Genomic DNA, 20,832 nt, shown 5'->3' on the forward strand with positions numbered 1-20,832 from the left:
GGCTGAGCCTGGACCCGCTTCGCGCGCGGCACGCCCGGAGAACGGACACGGGCGGCCTGGGCGTGGGGGCTCGGTCGGAGGAGGGCCTGTGGTGAGCGTCGGCTCGGTCGGAAGACCGGGCCGTTTTTTTCGCCGGACAGCGAAAAATCCGGCCCGCCACCATCTCCTTTGCCTGCGGCGAGAACAGCGAGCGCGCCTGAAGCCTTCCGGCAAAGGAGAGGGGAGAGGTCGAGGGGAGATTTTTCGTGTAAAGACGGAGGGGTTGGGGGAGGTCACTCCCCGACGGCAACTTCGGGCGGTATTTCGTCTTCGCGCGCCTTGGCGCGAAGACGAAATACCGCCCGATTCCTTTTTGCGGCCGGACACGCCCAGGCGGCGTCTGCCTATTCATCCCGCGTCTCGTCGCGAAAGGGGTCCAGGCTCAGCCTGGCGCAGGGGAGTCCAGAGGGGGGCGCGCAGCCCCCCTCTGGCCGCCGGAGGCAGCAGCTCTCGCTATGCCTCGGCAGTCGGCTCGGGCTTTGCGCCGAGTTCGCGGATGGCGTCGGTGTAGGCGGAGCGCAGGGAGTCGAGGTAGTCCTGGTCCATTTTTCCGGCCCAGGTCTCGATCTGCATGAAGCGTTTGGGCACGCGGGTCTTGGCGGGATCGTAGCCGGTGGCGAGGCGCATGCGCCAGCGCAGGCGCTGCATGGCCTCGGCCGGGGCGTCCATGTTCGCGGCCAGGTCGGGCAGGCCGACGGCGGAGAGGCATTCGGCGAGCAGTTCCTTCTTGTACACGCCGCGGGCGAAGAGGCAGGAGACCATGCAGGTGAGGAGGACGCGTTCGCGTTCGTCGTCCACGAGGTATTTGACGGCCTTGTCCACGTCCTTGTCGTGCTTTTTCTGGTCGTAGCCGTAGGCCCCGGTATCCAGGTGGGAGTGGCGGAAGGAGAGGGACTGGGAGGCGAAGAAGGTCTCTCCGGTGGCGTATCCGGCCATTTCCTGTCCGAGCACGCAGGCGAAGTCCTCGCCGCCGTATTTTCTCGCGGCGGTCATGGCCCCCTGGGCGAGGTCGCGGTAGAACTCGTTGTCGGCGTGGCCCAGGGACCAGATGGCGTGCTTGTAGCCCTCGACGTTGCCGAAGGCGAGGTCGGCGCCGGTCTGTTCGCGGGAAACGACGCCTTTCTGCTGGGCCTCGGTGGCCCAGGCCAGGGCCACGCCCGCGCTCATGACGTCGAGCCCCTGCTTTTCGACCTCGTCCATGAGGGCCAGGGCGTGGGAGGCGTTCATGACGCCGAGCATGGCGCCCACGGAGAAGATGAGTTCGTGGTCGTAGGAGACCTGCCGGATCTGGAAGCGGTGTTCGGCCTGGAACTGTTCGCGCAGCATGCCGACGTGGATGCAGCCCACGGGGCAGCCCGCGCAGGCGGCGTTGCGGATCAGCAGGTCTTCCGCAAACTTCTCCCCGGAAATGCCCACTGCGTCTGGATCGCGTGTTTGTTGGAGATTGCGGATGGGCAGGGAGGAGAGCTCGTTCAGGGGGATGACGTTCCCGGGCGTGCCGAGGTTGTGGTACTTGCTCATCATCTCCGTGGCGGTCATCTCCTGGTGCACCTTCTTGAACAGGGCCGTGTAGGCCTTGGGGTCGCCGGGCAGGTCGAAGTCCGCGTCGCCGGTGACGACCATGGCCTTGACGTTCTTCACGCCCATGACCGAGCCGGAGCCCAGGCGGCCGAAGTGGCGGAAGGTGTCCACGTTGATGCAGGCGTAGGCCGAGAGGGTTTCTCCGGCCGGGCCGATGCGCAGGATGCTGCGGTGTCCGGAGGAGCCGGGAAAGGCGCGGCGGATGATGCGGCCGGTGGTGAAGGCGTTGGCGCCCCAGAGGTAGTTGGCGTCCTGGACCTCCACGCTGCGGCTGCCCACGTGCACGGCGCAGGGGGTCTTGGCGCGGCCGGTGAGGACGACGGCGTCGTAGCCGGAGAAGCGCATGCACAGGCCGAGCCGTCCCCCGGCGTGGGATTCGGCGTACTGGTCGTGGTAGGGCGACTTGAAGCCCGCCACGACCTTGCTCATGAGGGGGAAGTAGCCGGAGAGGCAGCCGATGGCGAAGATGAGCGGCTGGTCCGGGTGGGACCAGGGCTCGCTCGGCAGCCCGTACTTCTCGAAGAGGGCGGCGGCCAAGCCGCTGCCGCCCATGAGGGCGTTCTTCTCACCGAAGGAGACGATCTCGGCCTTGGCCTCGTCGAGGTGGACGATGCAGACGCGGAAGGGATTGTCAGACATCGCAGGTCCCTCCCACGCAGACGTGTTCGGGCTTTTCGCGCAGCTCGAGGCAGTCGTGCGGGCAGAAGGGCACGCACTGGCCGCAGTGGATGCAGACGTAGGGGGTGCTCGAGTCGTCCAGGAAGATGGCGTCCACGGGGCAGGCCTCGGCGCAGCGGCCGCAGCGGATGCAGAGCTTCATCTTGACCAGCACGCCTCCTCCCTTGCGCTGGGAGTAGGCGCCGGTGGGGCAGGCCACGGCGCAGGGCGCGGGCTCGCAGCCGAGGCAGAGCTGGGCCTCGTAGCCGGTGGTTATGCCGCCGCTGGACTTGATGCGGATGCCGGCCATGTGCCAGGAGAATTTCTTGTGCACCTGGCGCGCACAGGCCAAGGAGCACGAGTGGCACCCGATGCAGCGGTCCATGCGCGGCGCGCGCAGTATTTTCATTATTTGAATGCCCTCCGGGAAGGCTCCGGGAGTTTTCGAAAGGAAACCGACGCTTCAAGGTTGCACAAAAGTTCGTGACTGTCCAACGCCTTCGGTCGACCATGCCGCGGGGTTGTGATATTGCAATCAATTTTACGCCCCTGCGGCAAGGATTGCACAGGGGCGCCGAGCAGTGTAGGTGTCGGAAACTTCCGCGGGCGTTCAGCGTCCCGCAACAGATTCACGGTAGCATGGAAAATCAGACGCACGCGGGCAAGACCCCGCTTCTCCCCCTGACGCTGACCGCGCTCGGCGTGGTCTACGGCGACATCGGCACGAGCCCCCTCTACGCGCTCCGCGAGTGCTTTCTCGGCGAGATGGGCCTGGCCACCACGCACGCCAACGTGCTCGGCGTGCTTTCCCTGATCTTCTGGGCGCTCATCCTGATCATCTCCTGCAAGTACCTGCTGTTCATCCTGCAGGCGGACAACCAGGGCGAGGGCGGCATCCTGGCGCTCATGGCCCTGGCCACGCACGGCGGCAGCGAGCGCGGCGTCGGCAGGCTGCTGATCCCGCTCGGCCTGTTCGGCGCGGCCCTGCTCTACGGCGACGGCATGATCACCCCGGCCATCTCGGTGCTTTCGGCCGTGGAAGGCCTGCAGGTGGCGGCGCCCTCGGTGCAGCACTTCATCATTCCCTTGACCGTGGCCATCCTCATCGGGCTGTTCATGGTGCAGCGCCACGGCACCGCCGGCGTGGGCCGGGTCTTCGGCCCGGTGACGCTCGTGTGGTTCGCGGTGCTGGCGGTCATGGGCGTGTCCTGGATCGTCAAGCGGCCCGAGGTGCTGTGGGCGCTGGATCCGGCCTACGCGGCAGCCTTCTTCATGCACAACGGGCTGCCGGGCTTCGTGGTCCTGGGCGCGGTCTTCCTGGTGGTCACGGGCGGCGAGGCGCTGTACGCGGACATGGGCCATTTCGGCCGCGTGCCCATCCGCCTGGCCTGGTTCACCGTGGTCCTGCCCGGTCTCGTGCTCAACTACTTCGGCCAGGGCGCGCTGCTTCTGGAGCGTCCCGACGCGGTGACCAACCCCTTCTACCTCATGGCCCCGACCTGGGCCCTGACCCCGCTTCTGCTGCTGGCCACGGCGGCCACGGTCATCGCCTCGCAGGCGGTCATCTCGGGCGCCTTCTCCCTGACCATGCAGGCGGTGCAGCTCGGCTACAGCCCGCGCCTGGCCATCGAGCACACCTCGGCCACGGAGCGCGGGCAGATCTACGTCCCGGCCGTGAATTGGCTGCTCATGATCTGCTGCGTGGGGCTGGTCATCGGCTTCGAGTCGTCGGGCGCGCTGGCCGCGGCCTACGGCATCGCCGTGACCACGACCATGGTCATCACCACGGCGCTCTTCTACACCGTGGCGCGGCGGCGCTGGCACTGGAGCCGCCTGGCCGCGGCCCTGCCGTGCCTGGGCTTCCTGGTGGCGGACATCGCGTTCCTCGGCGCCAACGCGCTGAAGATCGTGCACGGCGGCTGGTTCCCGCTGCTCGTGGCGGGCATGTTCTTCGCCCTCATGGCCACCTGGAAGGACGGCCGCCACGTGCTGGCGCGCCGCATGGTGGCGGGCGCCGTGCCCCTGGACAAGCTGCCCACCCTGCTGGCCCACGAGCCCCCGGCCCGCGTGCCGGGCACGGCCGTGTTCATGGCTGGCAACCCGCAGATCGTGCCCCCGGCGCTGCTGCACAACCTCAAGCACAACCGCGTGCTGCACGAGCGCGTGGCCATCCTCACGGTGGTCACGGAGGACCGGCCCGTGGTGCCCAGGAGCGAGCGCAAGCTCATCGAGCCCCTGTCCGGCGGCATCACGCGCGTGACGCTGCGCTACGGCTTCATGCAGTCGCCCAACGTCCCCCGCGCCCTGCACGACCTCGTCCTGGACGGCTGGGAGTTCGACATCCACGACACGACCTTCTTCCTGGGCCGCGAGTCCCTGGTGGCCAGCGGCGGCTCGGGCATGTCCGGCTGGCGCGAGCGCCTCTTCGCCTTCATGTCCGGCATCGCCCGCTCGGCCACGGCCTTCTACGGCCTGCCGCCGGACCGCATCGTGGAACTGGGCAGCCAGGTCAAGCTCTAGCCCGCTTCCCGCCTCCCCGTTTTCCCCTGACAAAAAGAAAAGGCGGCCACGCATGCGCGGCCGCCTTCTTCATTTCCCGCCGGACAGACCGGCAGGCTATGGAACACGCCTACTGCTGGGGAGCGGCGGCCGCGTCCTTCTTGGCTTTCTTGGTCTTCTTGGGGGCCTTCTTGTGGGCCTTGGTCTCGGACTTCTTGTGAGCCTTGGGGGCCTTCTTCTGGGCCTTCTTGGCGGGCTGGGCCGGGCTCTCCATGGTCGTGGACTCGGTGGCGTCCTGCTGGGCAAAGACGGGCACCGAGGCGGCGAGCAGAAGGGCGGCGGCGGCAGCGGCGATGAAGCGGGCAAACACGGACTTGCGTTCGCTCATGATAGGATTCTCCTTGGGGTTGCGTGTCGCATCTCAGCCCCCTGGGGATGAGAGCGCGTGAATTGTAGAATAGCGCCGCCGTCTGTCCACAAAAAAAATGAAATCCCGCGACCCGCGCCGTTGTTCGATCGCGGGGCGGGGACGGGCAGGATGCGAAACACCGCCGCAGTCCGTCGGGGCACGATGTCTGCGGCCGATTTCAGGAGAGAAATAAAAAGGTTGCAGTCTCCGCCAAAGCAGGACGACGGCGCGCCGCCATGCCCGCAAGACCGCCGTTTGGGGCGGGCGCTGCAGAACCTGGGGTCGGGAAAAAGACGGAAAGCCGGAGATTCCGCCGCAATCCGGCTCTCCGCACGGAGCGGGAAAAAGGTTGCCGAAACGGCCTGTTTCGCCGGACCGGCTACCCTCCGCAGGGGGCCTTGCAGCGGCCGAAGAGTTCGGTCATCTCGCGCAGCCGCCTGCACAGGTCGTCGTTCACCTGGTCCCAGGAAAGCCTCCACTCCCAGTTGCCCTGGGGCTTGGAGGGGGTGTTCATGCGCGCCTCGGCGCCGAGGGCGAGGAGGTCCTGCATGGGGCACAGGGCGAAGGCCGCCGGACTCCGCCAGACCAGCCGGATGAGCTCCCAGGGGGCCTCGTGGTCGGAAAAGCCGTGGCCCACGTAGGCGAAGAGCCGCTGTCGGTCCATGTCCGAGGCCTCGTCCAGATACCAGCCGCGCGTGGTGTTGTTGTCGTGGGTGCCGGTGTAGGCCACGCAGGTGCGCACGTGGTTGTGCGGGGCGTCCAGGTTGGCGCCTATGCCGGGGCCGAAGCAGAACTGCACGATCTTCATGCCCGGCAGGCCGAAGGTGTCGCGCAGCTCGCGCACGTCCGGGGTTATCACGCCCAGGTCCTCGGCGATGATGGGCAGGCTCGGGAAGGCCGCCTCCAGGGCGCCGAAGAACTCCATGCCCGGCGCGTCCACCCAGCGGCCGTTGATCGCGGTCTTCTCCCCGGCCGGAATCTCCCAGTAGCCCGCGAAGCCCCGGAAGTGGTCGATGCGCACGTAGTCGTAGAGCGAGAGGTTGTGGCCCACGCGCCGGGTCCACCAGGCGAAGTCGCTCTCCTTCAGGCGGTCCCAGTCGTAGACCGGATTGCCCCAGAGCTGGCCGGTCTCGGAGAAGTAGTCCGGCGGCACTCCGGCCACGAAGACGGGCTGCTTCTCCTGGTCGAGCTTGAAGAACTCGGGGTTGGCCCAGACGTCGGCCGAGTCGAAGGTCACGTAGATGGGCGCGTCGCCCACGAGCTGGATGCGCCGCTCGCGCAGCATCTTCCGGAAGGCCCGCCACTGCGAGAAGAAGAGGAACTGCTCGAAGCGCACGTACTGGATGCGCTCGTAAAGCCGCCTGCGCGCGTCCTCCAGGGCGCCGGGCAGGCGGTCGCGCAGCTCCGCGGGCCACTCGGTCCACATGCGGCCGCCCTGCTCCTCCTTGATGGCCGCGAACAGGGCGTAGTCGCCGAGCCAGGAGGCGTGCTCCTCCAGGAACTGGGCGAAGAGCAGCTCGCCCTCGAGCCGCTCGCGGCCGCGCTCGAAGGCCGTGCGCAAAAGCCCCAGCTTGTAGGCCTCGGCCTCGGGATAGGCGCAGTGCCCGCGCGCGCCCGTGGGCGGCTCGCCCAGGTCCGTGTGCTCGAGCCAGCCGTCCTGGACCAGGAGGTCCGGGCTTATGAGCAGCGGGTTGGCGGCGAAGGAGGAGAAGGAGGAGTAGGGCGAGTTGCCGATGGCCGGAGAGGTGGGGCCGATGGGCAGTATCTGCCACAGCCCCTGGCCGGAGGCGGCCAGGAAGTCCGCGAACCACGTCGCGCCGGGGCCGAGGTCCCCGATGCCGTAGCTCGAGGGCAGGCTCGTCAGGTGAAGCAGGATGCCGCTTTGCCGGTGCATGTGTGCTCCTTTGCCGCTAGCGTGCGAGCAGGCGGCGAATGGTGTGCAGGGGGAGGCGCAGGACCTCGCTCTGCCCGCTGTCCAGGCTGCCGGCCGCGAGCCGGCCGAGCTCCAGGAAGGCCTTCTCGAGGATGAAGGCGTCGAGCATGGCCGCGGCGTCTTCCGCCGTCTCGGGCACGATGGGGCTGTCGCCCGCGCGTTCGAGATAAGCCGAGAGGAACGCGCCGAAGGCCGCGCTCTGCCAGACGTCGCGCCAGGGCGCCAGGCGGTCGCGGTCCTCGGGCCGCACCTGGCTCGTGGCGTGCAGTCCCTCCCAGGCCAGGGCGGTCAGGGAGCGCTGCACGTCCGCCAGGTCGCGGAAGGGCGAGCGCTTGAGGCGGCGCTGAGGCAGGGGTTTTTCGGGCTTGCCCTCGAAGTCGATGAAAAGCACGTCGCGGCCGGTCCAGAGCATGTGCTCCAGGTGCAGGTCGCCGTGCACGCGGGTCTTCAGGCACCTGATCTTGTGGCGCGAGAAGTTGCGGAAGACCGAGAGCAGCGCGTCCTGCCCGGCCAGGACCTCGGCCGCGCGCTCGGCCAGGTGCGGGGGCAGGCCGGGCATGACCAGGGTGAGGTTCGCAAGGCTTCGCTTCATGCCGCTCTGCATGGTCTGGTGGGCCGAGCGCTGGTAGAGGCGCGAGAAGGGCTCGGGGGTGAAGGCCGGGTCAGCGGTATCGCGGGCCAGCGCCAGGTGCAGGTCGGCCGTCTTGCGGCCGCAGGCGGCCAGGAACTCGAGGTCCGACTCCGGGATGAACTCCCGAGCCGCCTCGGACAGGGGCGCGAGCGCCGCCAGGGTGGGCGATCCCTGCTGGCGCGGGGCCTTGGCCGCGTCCGGCCGTTCGGCCAGGACGCGCTCGAAGAAGCGCGAGAGCAGGCCGCGGCAGACGTGGGCCGCGTCCGACTCGGCCGGAATGTACTCCTTGAGCACGGCAACGGTCACCGGATCGTCCGCGCCCGGCGGGCGGTAGAGCAGGCTGCCCGCGATGGCCGGGGTGCCCGTGAAGCCCGCCTGCTCCCGCAGGTAGCGGGCGATCTCCACGTCCGGGTTCGGCCCTTCCTCGGCCTGGCGGAAGATCTTCAGGCACCACTCGCTGCCGAAGAAGACGATGGTGTTGATGCGCTGGCTGACGAAGTGCGAGGTGCGGCATTCGTCCTTGTGCCCCAGCGCCTTGCGCGCGAAGTGGCCGACCACGTCCACGGAGAGCTCGCCGGACCAGCCCTGCATGCGCCGCCTGCGCGCCACCAGCTCGAGCAGGGCGCTGCACGGCTCGGCCGCGGGCAGCCCCTCGGAGAGCACGGCCACGCCGTGGTGGCCCTCGCCGCCCGTGAAGGAGCACAAGACCTCGCGCGGCCTGTCCATCATGATCTTGTCCGCGCTCTCGCCCTGGGCCAGGAAGATGACCAGGTTGAAGGCCTTGGGCGCATAGCCGGGCGAGATGCCGCGGCAGAGCAGCATCCAGGCCGGGGCGCGCGTCGAGCCCACGGGCAGGACCTCGAGGAGCTCCATGGAGCGCAGCTTCTGGTCCTTGTGCAGCCAGCCGCGGCGGCGCACGTACTCGGGCAGCACCGTGCCCTCCAGGGCCTCGCGCACCTCGCTGTCCAGGAAGCCGCCCACGGGCGCGGCCAGGGCCAGCTCGGGCACGCGCACGGGCTCCGCCGCGCTCTCCTCGGGCCTGAGCACGAAGATGTAGGAGCCGTAGGGGCCGAGCGTCAGGGAGTAGAGCTCGCTGCGCACGGGCGGGAAGGCCTGGCGCGAGAAGACCTCCTCCGGCGTGCGGCCGAGGAAGGGCGAGAGGTCGAGCTCGGCCATCTGGGGGTAGCGCGAGAGGTTGGCCACCACCAGGATGGACTCCTCGCCGAAGGAGCGCACGTAGGCCAGGACCTTGGGGTTCCTGGGCAGGATGAAGTCCATGGTGCCGCGGCCGAAGGCCTTGTAGCGCTTGCGCATGGCGATCATGCCGCGCATCCACCACAGGAGCGAGGAGCGGTTGCGCTCCTGGTTCTCCACGTTCACCGCCTCGTAGTGGTACTCCGGGTCGATGATCACGGGCAGGAAGAGGCGCTGGGGGTTGGCGCGCGAGAAGCCGCCGTTGCGGTCGGCCGACCACTGCATGGGCGTGCGCACGCCGTCGCGGTCGCCGAGGTAGTAGTTGTCGCCCATGCCGAGCTCGTCGCCGTAGTAGAGGACCACGGAGCCGGGCATGGAGAAGAGCAGCACGTTCAGGAGCTCGATCTTGCGCCGGTCGTTCTCGAGCAGCGGGGCCAGGCGGCGGCGGATGCCCAGGTTGATGCGCGCCCTCGGGTCGCGGGCGTACATGCGGTACATGTAGTCCCGCTCCTCGTCCGTGACCATCTCCAGGGTCAGCTCGTCGTGGTTGCGCAAAAACAGCGCCCACTGGGTGTTTTCCGGGATGGCCGGGGTCTGGTCCAGGATGTCCACGATGGGGAAGCGGTCCTCCATCTGCACGGACATGAACATGCGCGGCATGAGCGGGAAGTGGAAGGCCATGTGGCAGGCGTCGCCGTCGCCGAAGTAGGCCACTGCGTCCTCGGGCCACTGGTTGGCCTCGGCCAGGAGCATCTTGTCCTTGTGGCGCGCCTCCACGTGGGCGCGCAATTCCTTCAGGAAGGCGTAGGTCTCGGGCAGGTTCTCGCAGTTGGTCCCCTCGCGCTCGAAGAGGTAGGGGATGGCGTCCAGGCGCATGCCGTCCACGCCCATGTCGAACCAGAAGTCCATGACCTTGCGCACTTCGCGCCGCACGTCCGGGGAATCGTAGTTGAGGTCCGGCTGGTGGGAGTAGAAGCGGTGCCAGAAGTAGGCCTTGGCCAGCGGGTCCCAGGACCAGTTCGAGGTCTCGAAGTCCTTGAAGATGATGCGCGCGTCCTTGTAGCGCTCGGGCGTGTCGCTCCAGACGTAGTAGTCGCGCTGCCGCGAGCCGGGGCGCGCGCGCCGGGCGCGCTGGAACCAGGCGTGGTTGTCCGAGGTGTGGTTGATGACCAGCTCGGTGATCACCCGGATGCCGCGCGCGTGGGCCGCGCGCAGGAAGGCCCGGAAGTCGGCCAGGGTGCCGTAGTCCGGGTGCACGCGCATGAAGTCCGCGATGTCGTAGCCGTCGTCCTTGAGCGGCGAGGGATAGAAGGGCAGGAGCCAGATGGCCGTGATGCCGAGGTCGGCCAGGTAGTCGAGGCGGGAGGTCAGTCCCTTGAAGTCGCCGATGCCGTCGCCGTCGGAATCGGCGAAGCATTTGACGTGGACTTCGTAGATGATGGCGTCCTTGAACCACAGGGGGTCGTGTGCGAGCGGCCCGTTCGCGTTGCTCATGCGCTCCTCGCTTGGGGGGTACAACGGGGTTTTGCAGCCTACACTTGTAGCCTGTGCGGGCGGGGAGTTCAAGGCGAGGCCGCGCGTCGGGCGGGTCTTTGCGCCAGGCGCCGGAAATCCGGAGAGGCGAGGCGGATCAGGAGGCCGGGGCGCCCTCCGCGGCGGGGCCGATGCGCTTCCAGTAGAAGCGGGCCGCGGTCATGTTTCCCCTGGGCGTCAGGGCGTAGTCCGGGATCTCGCCGAGCAGGATGTAGCCGAGCTTCTCGTAGAGCCGGGAAGCCCCGCCGTCGGCCGCGGTGTCCAGCACCAGGAGCGTGCAGCCGCGCGCCGCGGCGTGCTCCTCCAGCGCGCGCATGAGCGAGGTGGCCACCCCCCGGCCGCGGTGGCTCACGCGGGTCAGGAGCTTCACCACCTCGGCGCGGTGCCGCTGGTTCTCCGGGACGTCCAGGCGCAGGGTCACCGTGCCCACGAGGAGCGGACCGTCGAAGGCGCCGAGCACCAGCCGTTCGCCCCGTGCCGCGGCCGCGAGCGTGTCGTCCCAGAATCGTCTGGCCTCTCCGGCCGCGAGCGGATGCATGAAGGTCACCGAGGCGCCGTGCTCCACGGCCTCCACGAGGAGGTCGCAGAGCATGGCGCGAACCGCATCCCCGTCGCCGGGCGCGGTGCCCAGAAGCGCGATGGCCAGGCCCGGTGCGGCCGGTTCCGTATCTTTCGTCGTGTGGTTCATGCCCCAGGTATAGAGCCGAATTTCGCGCGCCTCAAGGGGTGAGGGAGGAGACGCGCCGGGGCCGGGCCGGTTGCCTCGGCCCGGCTATGGAGCTATGAACCGTGCAGGATGGGAAGTGGCGGCGGCCTTTGGCGCCCCGCGCGGACACGGCCCCGCCGCGGCCCGCCCAGACCGGACCAGACCAGACCAGACCGGGAGAACGAAGACGGTGAACCGCAGCAAGGGCATATTCTCCAGCATCGAAGCGGACGAGTCCGGCGGCGAGGCGCGCAAGGTCTACTGGACCGTGCGCGAGCTCGCGGACGGCGACTTCAGGGTGCAGCCCCTGTCGCGCAACTTCGTGCCCGCGGGCCCCTCCCGCGTGGTGAAGCGCGCGGCCTTCCTCGCGGGCTTCGAGGCCGAGCCCGAGTTCTACGTGGAGAGCGTGGCCCACAAGCGCCAGGAGGCCGACGACATCCTGGGGCTCGGCAGCTACGACGATCCCCGCGCCCTGCCCCTGGCCGGAGTGGACCTGGCCGCGGCGCAGCGCATCAACGAGGAGAACGTGCGCGCCAGCTTCGACGCCGCGCTCATGCTGCTCGAGGCCGGGCACGAGGCCAAGGCCCGGGCCGTGTTCGAGCGCATCCTGAACCTCTCCGCGCCCTTCGACCCGGAGCACAAGCACCTCTTCAACGCCCTGGGCATCCGGCTGCGCAAGGCCGGGCTCTACGACCTGGCGCTGCGCTGCTACGAGCGCGCGGCGGATCTGGCCCCGGACGACGACCACCTGCTCTTCAACATGGGCCGCGCCCTCTACGAGAAGGGCGAGCCCGCCATGGCCCGCGCCCGGCTCGAGAAGTCGCTGCTCCTGAACCCGGATCTCTCCGCCTCCCGGCGCTTCGTGCGCTTCATCGCGGCCCGGGCCGCCCGGGCCGCCGCCAGGGCGCGCGTCTACCGCAGGCCGTCACGGGACTGAAAAGAATCCGCCGCACCACTTGCCCGAAACCTCCGCCAGGGCTAAAACGTTCCCAGAACCGGACATTTCTTACCGCACAGGGGTCTTGCAGCATGTTCGCGGGCAGCACGTTCCTCGGTATCGACGCAGGCTCGGTGAGCGTGAAATGCGCAGTCATCGACGCCGACGGCAACATCTCCCTCTCCCTCTACCGCCGCCACGGCGGCCGCCCCCTGGAAACGGCGCGCGAGATCCTCGCCGGACTCGATCCCGAGGCGCTGCGCCTGCCCGCGGCCTGCACCGGCTCCTCGGGCAAGACCCTCTCGCGCCTCCTGGGCGTGCCCTACGTCAACGAGCTGGCCGCGCTCGGCCGGGCCTGCGCCGCCCTCGCCCCGGACGCCGCCTGCGTCATCGAGATGGGCGGCGAGGACGCCAAGTTCGTCCTCCTCGACCAGGGCCGCGTGGCCGACTTCGCGCTGAACTCGGTCTGCGCCGCGGGCACGGGCTCCTTCCTCGACCAGCAGGCCGAGCGCATGGGCCTGTCCATCGAGGACTTCGCCGCGCTCTCGCTCGAGAGCGAGCACCCGCCGCACATCGCCAGCCGCTGCTCGGTCTTCGCCAAGTCGGACATGATCCACCTGCAGCAGATCGCCACGCCGCTCGCCGACATCGCGGCCGGGCTCTGCTTCGCCGTGGCCAGGAACGTCAAGGGCTCCGTGGTGCGCGGCCGCCCCGTGCCCCTGCCCGCGCTCTTCGTGGGCGGCGTGGCGCTGAACGCGGGCGTGGCCCGGGCCATGCGCGAGGTCTTCGGCCTGCCGGTCACGGTGCCGGAGAACGCCACCCTCTTTCCGGCCGCGGGCGCGGCCCTGCGCGCCGCCGAGACCGGCGAGGCCAGACCGCTGGACGCGGCCGGGCTCACCGCCTCGCGCGGCCGGGCGGAGCGGCCCCAGGCGGGACTCACGCCCCTGCGCACCCCGGGCGACCGCTTCACCGAGCGCCACGTGCGGCCCGAGGACCCGGTGGAGGACCCCGTGCCCGGCGAGCCGCTCTACCTCGGCATCGACATCGGCTCCATCTCCACCAACCTGGCCGTGGTCGGCAAAAGCGGCCGCGTGGTGGCCAAGCGCTACCTGCGCACCGCCTCCAAGCCCATCGAGGCCGTGCGCCGGGGGCTGGCCGAGATCGCGGACGAACTCTCGGCGCGCGGCGTCTCCCTGGACGTCGCGGGCGTGGGCACCACGGGCTCGGGCCGCTACATGATCGCGGACTTCGTGGGCGCGGACATCGTCAAGAACGAGATCACGGCCCAGGCGCGCGGCGCCGCGGCCTTCGTGCCGGACGTGGACACCATCTTCGAGATCGGCGGCCAGGACTCCAAGTACATCTCGCTGCGCGACGGCACCATCGTGGACTTCGAGATGAACAAGGCCTGCGCCGCGGGCACCGGCTCCTTCCTCGAGGAGCAGGCCGAGAAGCTCGGCATCGCCATCAAGGGCGAGTTCGCGGACATGGCCCTTTCCGCCGCCTCGCCCCGGCGCCTGGGCGAACGCTGCACCGTGTTCATGGAGAACTCCCTGCAGCAGGCCCTGGCCGGAGGCGGGGAGCGCGGCGACCTGCTGGCCGGGCTCGCCTACTCCATCGTGGAGAACTACCTCGGCCGCGTGGTCCTCGGCCGCGCCGTGGGCGAGAACGTCCTCTTCCAGGGCGGCACCGCCTTCAACAAGGCCGTGGTCGCGGCCTTCGAGAAGCGCCTCGGCCGCCCGGTCGTGGTCCCGCCCCACCACGACGTCACCGGCGCCATCGGCATGGCCCTCATCGCGCGCGACCACATGCAGGCCAGGAAGAATCCCGAGTCCTCGACCTTCAAGGGCTGGGATCTGGCGCGCATCCCCTACAGCCTGATGTCGTTCCAGTGCGCCGAGTGCGACAACCGCTGCGAGATCAACCGCGTGACCCTGGAGGGCCGCCCGGAAAAGCTCTTCTACGGCGGGCGCTGCGAGAAGTACGACATCCGCCGCAAGCCCGGAAAGGGCGAGGACCTCTTCCAGTTCCGCGACCACGCCCTGCGCGCCGCCCACGAGGAGCGCGCCCGGGCCCACGCCGCCTCCGGCCGCGCGGCCCCGCGCGGGAAGATCGGACTGCCCATGGTCTTCTTCCTGCACGAGCGGCTGCCCTTCCTCTCCGCCGTCCTCTGGGAGCTGGGCTACGAGCCCGTGCTCTCGCCCGCCACCTCGCGCCGCGTGGTGGCCGGAGGCGTGGAGGCCGCCCTGGCCGACACCTGCTTCCCGGTCAAGGCCGCCCTGGGCCACGTGCGCGCCTTGGCCGACGCGGGGCTCGCCCGCCTCTTCATCCCGAGCTTCGTGGACCTGGCCGAGCCCGGCGGCTCGCGCGACGAGATCGAGGGCGCGGCCCAGGCCTGCCCCCTCACCCAGAGCTTTCCCTACCAGGCGCGCGCCTCCTTCGCCGACCTCGACATCGTGGCCCCCACGCTCAGCTTCCCCCTGGGCGACAAGGCCCTGGCCGGGGAGATCGCCGAAAGCCTCGGCGTGTCCGAGGCCGAGGCCCTTCGCGCCGTCAGGGCCGGGCACGCCGCCCAGGCCGAGTTCTCGCGCCGCATCCAGGACAAGGGGCGCAGCGTGCTGGCCAACCTCACCGGACGCGCCCTGGTCCTCGTGGGCAGGCCCTACAACGCCTTCGACGCGGGCATGAACCTGGGCATCCCCTCCAAGCTCGCGAGCCTCGAGGAGACAGCCATCCCCATGGATTTCCTGCCGCTGGACCCGGACGCGCCCGAGCACGCGCGCATGAGCGGACAACGCGGCGACCCCATGCCCGAGATGTACTGGCGCTCGGGCAGGCGCATCCTGGCCGCGGCCCGGCTGCTCAAGAAGGACCCGCGCCTCTTCCCGGTCTACATCGGCAACTTCTCCTGCGGCCCGGACTCCTTCATCCTGCACTTCTTCGCCGACGCCATGCGGCCCGACGCCTCCGGCAACGGCGACTCCCCCCAGGCCAAGCCCTGGCTGCACGTGGAGATCGACGAGCACAGCGCGGACGCCGGGGCCGTGACCCGGCTCGAGGCCTTCCTGGACAGCATCGGCGGCACCATCGCCGCCTCCGCCCCCACGGCGCACTCCCCGGGCGCCCGCACCGCCTCCGAAGTCCGCGGCCATGCGCCCCGCGCCGGGCGCGGTTCCTGGATCACGCGCAGGCGCGGCGCCGTGGGCCGCACCGTGCTCGTGCCGCCCATGTGCGACCACTCCCGCGCCCTGGCCGCCGCCTTCCGCCACTGCGGCCTCGAGGCGCGCGTCATGGACGACGCCGACGCCGACTCCCTGGCCCTGGCCTACCGCCACCTCTCCGGCAAGGAGTGCTACCCCTGCGCCGTGACCACGGCCCACATGCTGAAGGCCGCGCAGGCCCCGGACTTCGACCCGGCCCACACCGCCTTCTTCATGCCCGGCGGCTCCGGCCCCTGCCGCTTCGGCCTCTACAACGTGCTGCAGCGCCGCGTGCTCGACGCCGCCGGGCTCGAAGCGGCCGCCCTCTTCTCGCCCGTGCAGGGCCGCCGCCTCTACCACGAGCTCGGCATCGTGGGCCGCCGCTTCTCGCGGCGCGCCTGGGAAGGCATCGTGGCCTTCGACCTGCTCACCAAATGCCTGCACCAGTACCGGCCCGGCGAAGCCGAGCCCGGCAGCGCCGACGCCTTGTACGAGAAATTCGCCGCCCGCCTGGAACACGGCCTGTCCAACGGCGGCTGCGACCTGCCCGTCCTCGCCCGCGAGGCGGCCGAGGCCTTCCAGGCCCTGCCCCGCGACGACTCCCCAAGGCCCCTGGTCGGCGTGGTCGGCGAGATCTTCGTGCGCTCCTCCCGCTTCTCCAACGAGGACCTCGTCCGCCGCATCGAGGCCCTGGGAGGCCGCGCCTGGCTCGCGCCCATGGACGAATGGATCCTCTACGTCGGCTTCATCGCCCGCCGCCGGGCCAAGCTCGACCGCGACCTGCGCGGACTCCTCAAGCTCTGGCTCGAACAGCGCACCCAGGCCCGCATCGCCCACGCCCAGGAGCACGCCGCCGCCCCCCACCTGCCCACCGTGCCCGAACCGGACACCGAACGCGTGCTCGAATTCGCCGCGCCCTACCTGCGCGACACCTTCGAGGGCGAGGCCGTGCTCACCGTGGGCAAGTCCGTGGACATGATCAAACGAGGCGCGCGCGGCATCGTCAACGCCATCCCCTTCGGCTGCATGCCCGGCACCGTGGCCCAGGCCATGCTCCGTCGCGTCTCCGAGGAACACGGCGTCCCCGCCATCACCCTGCCCTTCGACGGCACCCCCCAGCCCGCCTCGGCCCTGGCCCTGGAAACCTTCATGGAGCAGTGCAGGCGGGTCTGATCGAGGCCCGGAGGGAAGAATTGCCTCCGGCGGCCAGGAAGGGGCTCCTCGCCCCTTCCTGGACCATCCCCCGCGAGGGGGTCACCCCCTCGACCCGCCTTCGCATGCCCAACGTCGGCCCATGAACCCTGGTTCGCCTGGGCGTGGGGGCGTCGTGCGCCACTGGATGCGGTGAAGATCGGTCCGGATTTTTCCTCTCCCGCCGAAGAAGGCGGGAGAGGAAAAATCCGGACCGCGCCATCTCCTTTGCCCGTGGCGAGAACAGCGAGCGCCCCTGAAGGCGCTCGGCAAAGGAGAGGAAAGAAGTTCCCGGGAAACGTTTCGGTCGTGGGCGAGGGGTTCGGGGAGTCCTCCCCGACGGCAACTTCGGGCGGGGTTTCGTCTTCGCGCGCCTTGGCGCGAAGACGAAATCCCGCCCGATTCGTTTTCGCGGCCGGTCACGCCCAGGCGGCGTCTCGCCGAATGATCCGAAGGTCTGTCGCGGAAGGGGGCCAGGCTCAGCCTGGCGCAGGGAGGGTCCAGGGAGGGGGCGCGCAGCCCCCTCCCTGGCCGCCGGAGGCATTCCTCTCCCAGCTACAGGACGCGCGTCAGCTTCAGGCCGAGGTCGGCGGCCTTCATGCCGTCTTCGGGGCCCATGACCACGGTCTGGCCGTGGTCGCGCAGCGCCGCGGCGGCCTGTGCGAAGTCGCGGAAGTCCTTGATGGTGCTGCCCAGGATGGCCTCACGGCGTTCCTGGAGCTCTTCCTCGGTGCGGCCGGTGAGCAGGCGCGCCAGCGAGGTGAAGCCCTTGGCGTCGGGCAGCTGGTAGGAGTCGATGTCGCCGATGGCGCCGACCACGGCCTTGTCGAGCTCGGCCTGGGAGAGTTCGAGCTTTTCGAGGTAGGCGGCGGTGGCGTCGTAGGTGGCGAGGGTCTTTTTGAGGTTCGGGTCGCGGTAGGAGACCATGAACAGGTTTCCGGAGACCTCGTCGTAGGAGCAGAAGGCGCCGTAGGCGCCGCCCTGCACGCGCACGCGGTCCCAGAGGTAGGCGGCGCGCAGCCAGCGGGAGACCGCCGGTGCGGCGCGGCCGGGCTCGATGCCGAGGCTCTTCAGGTTCACGCCCTTGCCCACGTAGTTGACCTGGGCGGGGATGGTCAGCCCTTCGGCCGCGGGGAAGGGCTTGGGCTTCCAGGCGAGCTCCTTGGTCCTGGCCTGGGGCAGGGCGTCGATGAGGGCGTTGAGGCCGGGTTCGAGGGCGCTGCGCGCGGTCTCGTCCGCGGTCAGGTTGATCATGCGCGCGCCCTGGGTGAGGAGCGTCCTGCGGATGGACTCGAGGGTCTCCAGGGTCTGGGGCCACTGGGTCTCCAGGGCATCGAGCAGGCGGCGCAGGGTGAAGAGGTAGTCCACGCCGCCCATCATCTCCGAGACCAGCCCGGCGGTGGTGAAGCGCGCGGCCAGGCGCGAGGAGACGAAGCCGTGTCCGGCGGGCACCATGCGCTGTTCGGTGCGGGCTTTTTCCTCGAGGAGCATCTGCCTGAAGCGCTCGGGGTCGTCGAAGCGCGCGGTGAGCAGCACGTCGTGGAAGAGTTCGGCCATTTCGGCGGCCTTTTCGGCCGTGGCCTTGCCGCGCATGAAGAGCCAGGAGGCGGTCTTCTCCTCGCCGCGCACGGTGGCGGTCAGGGGCAGGGCGCCCATGCCGCCGGTGACGCGGGCGATGCGCCGCGTGAGGCTCGTGAAGTCGTCCTTGGCGGTGCCCATCTCGAGCAGCGCGCGGCCGAAGAGGGGCACGAGGGGGAGGTGCTCGCGCGGCAGGGAGGCCATGGAGAAGCCGACGTCGAGGTAGGCGATGCCCGTGGTGGGCAGGTCGTGCGCGAGCAGGCGCGCGCCGCGGTACACGGAGAGGTCGCCGGGGATGCGGCGGTTCTCGCGCGGCAGGTCGTCGCGGCCGAGCATGGGGATGGAGGCCAGGGCTTCGGGCGAGTCGGCCGCGGCCTGCTCCTCCTGCAGCGCCTTGGCCTCGGCCATGGTGCGGGCGCGGGCGGCGTCGTCCATGGCGTCCAGCACGGCGCGCAGCCGTTCGCCCTCGATGCGCTCGCGCAGGGCGAGGAGCTCGGGGTCGGGCGTGAGCAGCACGCCGGAGCGGTGGGGGTTGTCCAGGAAGTGCTCGCGCAGCATGTTCTCGAAGACCTTCTCGCCCGAGGCCAGGCGCATCTTGAGCGCGGCCAGCGGGGCCTCGAAGGAGATGAGGGCCAGGGGATCGCCGCCGTAAAGGCCGGTGGAGAGGCTTCTGAGCCACAGCGCCAGGCCGCGCGGGAAGCGGCCGGTGTTGTTCTCGCGGAAGGCGAACTCCACGGTGTTCAGGGCTGCCTCGAGGAGGTCGCTGGGGATGCCGGTGTCCGCGAGGCCGGAGAGCACGCGGGCGACGATCTCCTCCATGCGCGCCTGGGACTCGGACGCGGTCACGGGATCGAGGCCCTTGAGCCCCACGGAGAAGTACATGTGGCGCAGCTCGGTCTCCAGCCCGCCGGTCACGTCCTCGCCCAGGCCCGAGTCGAGCAGCGCCTTGCGCAGCGGCGAGGAGGGCATGCCGAGGAGGATCTCCTCGAGCACGCGCAAGGCCAGGTTGGCCTCGGTCTCCACGGTCTCGGGCAGGAGCCAGTTGAGGGTGGCCATGGCCTTGCCGCCGTCCTCGGCCGCGGCGTAGCCGCGCTCGATGCGCCGGGGCTCGGGGAGGCGCGGCTGGGGCCTGACCTCGGAATCGACCTCCAGGGGGCCGTACTCGTCGAGGTAGGCGGCGAGGAGGCGCAGGCGCTCCTCGGGGTCGTCGTCGCCGTAGAAGTACATCCAGGCGTTGGCCGGATGGTAGTAGGTGCGGTGGAAGTCCGTGAACTGCGCGAAGGTCAGGTCCGGGATGCGCTCGGGGTCGCCGCCGGAGTCCAGGCCGTAGGTGGTGTCCGGGAAGATGGACTGCTGCGAGAGCTCGGCCAGGACCGAGTCGGGCGAGGAGTAGGCGCCTTTCATCTCGTTGAAGACCACGCCCTTGTAGGAGAGGGGGCCCTCGGGAGCGTCGAGCTCGTAGTGCCAGCCCTCCTGCTTGAAGATGTGCTCGGTGATGCGGGGGTAGAAGACCGCGTCGAGGTAGACGTCGACGAGGTTGTAGAAGTCCTGCAGGTTGGCGCTGGCCACGGGGTAGCAGGTCTTGTCCGGGTAGGTGAAGGCGTTCAGGAAGGTCTGCAGCGAGCCCTTGAGCAGTTCCACGAAGGGTTCCTTGACCGGGTACTTGCGCGAGCCGCAGAGCACGGAGTGCTCCAGGATGTGGGCCACGCCCGTGGAGTCCCTGGGCGGGGTGCGGAAGGCGATGCCGAAGACCTTGTTCTCGTCCGGGGCGATCACGGAGAGCAGGCGGGCGCCGGTGGCGTCGTGGCGGTAGATGCGCGCGGTGGACTGGATCTCGGGAACGTTTTCCTCGCGAAGCAGCGTGAAGCCGTGTGACATGATTCCTCCAAAGGGTGATTGGGCCTTTTGGCATCCTACACGACGCGCGGCACAAATCAACGCCGCGCGGGTGGCGGGCGGGGCAAGGGACGCGGGACCGGAAGGTGCGATGAAGGGATGCGGGCGAAGGGGTGCCGCGAAAGGGCTAGAAGAGGTTGCGGCAGCGCAGCAGCGCGAGCAGTCCGGGCAGGTCCGGGGCGGTCAGGTCGGCGCCCGCGGCCAGGAGCCCGGCCTCGTCCACCCGGCCGGAGGCCACGCCAGCGGCGTGCATGCCAGCGGCGTGGGCCGTGGCCATGTCCAGGGGGTGGTCGCCGACCATGAGGGCGCAGCCGGGCGCGACGTCGAGGGCCGCCAGGGCCGTGCGGGCGTGGAGGGGGTCCGGCTTGGTCCGGGCCACGTCCTCGCGCGCCAGGAAGACGTCCACGAAGTCGCGGATGTCCGGGAAGACGATGTTCACCGCGGGCGAGCAGTTGCGGGTGATGACCGCGAGCCCGAGCCCTGCCGCGCGCAGCTCGGCGAGGGCGGGCCGGGTGAAGGGGAAGAGGCGGCCCTGCCTGGCCGCGGCCAGCTCCATGTCCATGATCAGGAAGCGGGCGCGGGAGTTGAACTCGAGCGCGGTGTCGCGGCCCTCGGCCTCGGCGATGCGTCCGGTCAGCTCGTCGAGCCATTCGAGCGCGGGCCTGGCGCCGGGCGCGGGCGCGGCGTCGAGGTAGGACTCGGCCAGGGCGCCCAGGCGGCGCTTCATCTCGTCAAAGTCCAGGCACAGCTCGGCCAGGGTGCCGTCGAAGTCGAGGATCAGGGCATGCAGCCGGGAGTCGGGGCAGTCCACGTTCATGGCACCTTCGGATGGGGCCAAACGCCGCGCA

At 69.9% G+C, this 20,832-nt stretch carries 11 protein-coding genes; 3 read left to right on the forward strand and 8 right to left on the reverse strand.

Features of this window, described 5'->3' with window-relative positions:
* Positions 1 to 492: 492 nt before the first annotated feature.
* Together DSX2_RS12340 and DSX2_RS12345 are read right to left on the reverse strand one after the other, a co-directional pair.
* The gene (locus DSX2_RS12340) at positions 493 to 2,259 is read right to left on the reverse strand and encodes an aldehyde ferredoxin oxidoreductase N-terminal domain-containing protein (protein WP_020881153.1); all 1,767 of its coding nucleotides are present in this window, start codon (positions 2,257 to 2,259) and stop codon (positions 493 to 495) included.
* Complete coding sequence (locus DSX2_RS12345) at positions 2,252 to 2,686, reverse strand: 4Fe-4S binding protein (protein ID WP_020881154.1); 435 nt, start codon at positions 2,684 to 2,686, stop codon at positions 2,252 to 2,254. Before DSX2_RS12345 ends, DSX2_RS12340 begins: the two co-directional genes overlap by 8 nt.
* Positions 2,687 to 2,916: 230 nt before the next feature.
* On the opposite strand from DSX2_RS12345, the gene DSX2_RS12350 reads away from it, so the two are divergent.
* On the forward strand, positions 2,917 to 4,797 hold the full coding sequence (locus DSX2_RS12350; RefSeq protein WP_020881155.1) for a potassium transporter Kup: 1,881 nt from the start codon (positions 2,917 to 2,919) through the stop codon (positions 4,795 to 4,797).
* 109 nt (positions 4,798 to 4,906) lie between these two features.
* Here the strand turns inward: DSX2_RS12350 and DSX2_RS12355 are convergent, their stop codons facing one another.
* The 4 genes from DSX2_RS12355 to DSX2_RS12370 all read right to left on the reverse strand — a co-directional run bounded on the left by DSX2_RS12355 (position 4,907) and on the right by DSX2_RS12370 (position 11,164).
* Complete coding sequence (locus DSX2_RS12355; protein ID WP_020881156.1) at positions 4,907 to 5,164, reverse strand: hypothetical protein; 258 nt, start codon at positions 5,162 to 5,164, stop codon at positions 4,907 to 4,909.
* Positions 5,165 to 5,564: 400 nt separating this feature from the next.
* Positions 5,565 to 7,079 (reverse strand): 4-alpha-glucanotransferase, encoded by a 1,515-nt coding sequence (malQ, locus tag DSX2_RS12360; RefSeq protein WP_020881157.1) that lies wholly within the window; start codon positions 7,077 to 7,079, stop codon positions 5,565 to 5,567.
* Between the two features lie 16 nt (positions 7,080 to 7,095).
* Positions 7,096 to 10,437 carry a maltose alpha-D-glucosyltransferase gene (gene treS, locus DSX2_RS18895; protein ID WP_020881158.1) on the reverse strand — a complete coding sequence of 1,114 codons (3,342 nt, stop codon included), beginning with the start codon at positions 10,435 to 10,437 and terminating at the stop codon, positions 7,096 to 7,098.
* A gap of 136 nt (positions 10,438 to 10,573) precedes the next feature.
* Positions 10,574 to 11,164, reverse strand: coding sequence for an N-acetyltransferase (locus DSX2_RS12370; RefSeq protein WP_020881159.1), 591 nt, complete (start codon positions 11,162 to 11,164; stop codon positions 10,574 to 10,576).
* A gap of 208 nt (positions 11,165 to 11,372) precedes the next feature.
* On the opposite strand from DSX2_RS12370, the gene DSX2_RS12375 reads away from it, so the two are divergent.
* The gene (locus DSX2_RS12375; protein WP_020881160.1) at positions 11,373 to 12,119 is read left to right on the forward strand and encodes a tetratricopeptide repeat protein; all 747 of its coding nucleotides are present in this window, start codon (positions 11,373 to 11,375) and stop codon (positions 12,117 to 12,119) included.
* 92 nt (positions 12,120 to 12,211) lie between these two features.
* Positions 12,212 to 16,492, forward strand: coding sequence for an acyl-CoA dehydratase activase (locus DSX2_RS12380; protein WP_020881161.1), 4,281 nt, complete (start codon positions 12,212 to 12,214; stop codon positions 16,490 to 16,492).
* Between the two features lie 573 nt (positions 16,493 to 17,065).
* On the opposite strand, the gene DSX2_RS12385 is transcribed toward DSX2_RS12380, so the two are convergent.
* Both DSX2_RS12385 and DSX2_RS12390 read right to left on the reverse strand, forming a co-directional pair.
* On the reverse strand, positions 17,066 to 19,966 hold the full coding sequence (locus DSX2_RS12385; RefSeq protein ID WP_020881162.1) for an insulinase family protein: 2,901 nt from the start codon (positions 19,964 to 19,966) through the stop codon (positions 17,066 to 17,068).
* A gap of 145 nt (positions 19,967 to 20,111) precedes the next feature.
* Positions 20,112 to 20,801 (reverse strand): HAD family hydrolase, encoded by a 690-nt coding sequence (locus DSX2_RS12390; protein ID WP_020881163.1) that lies wholly within the window; start codon positions 20,799 to 20,801, stop codon positions 20,112 to 20,114.
* Positions 20,802 to 20,832: the final 31 nt, after the last annotated feature.

The sequence above is a fragment of the Desulfovibrio sp. X2 genome, from assembly GCF_000422205.1.
GTDB lineage: Bacteria > Desulfobacterota > Desulfovibrionia > Desulfovibrionales > Desulfovibrionaceae > Alkalidesulfovibrio.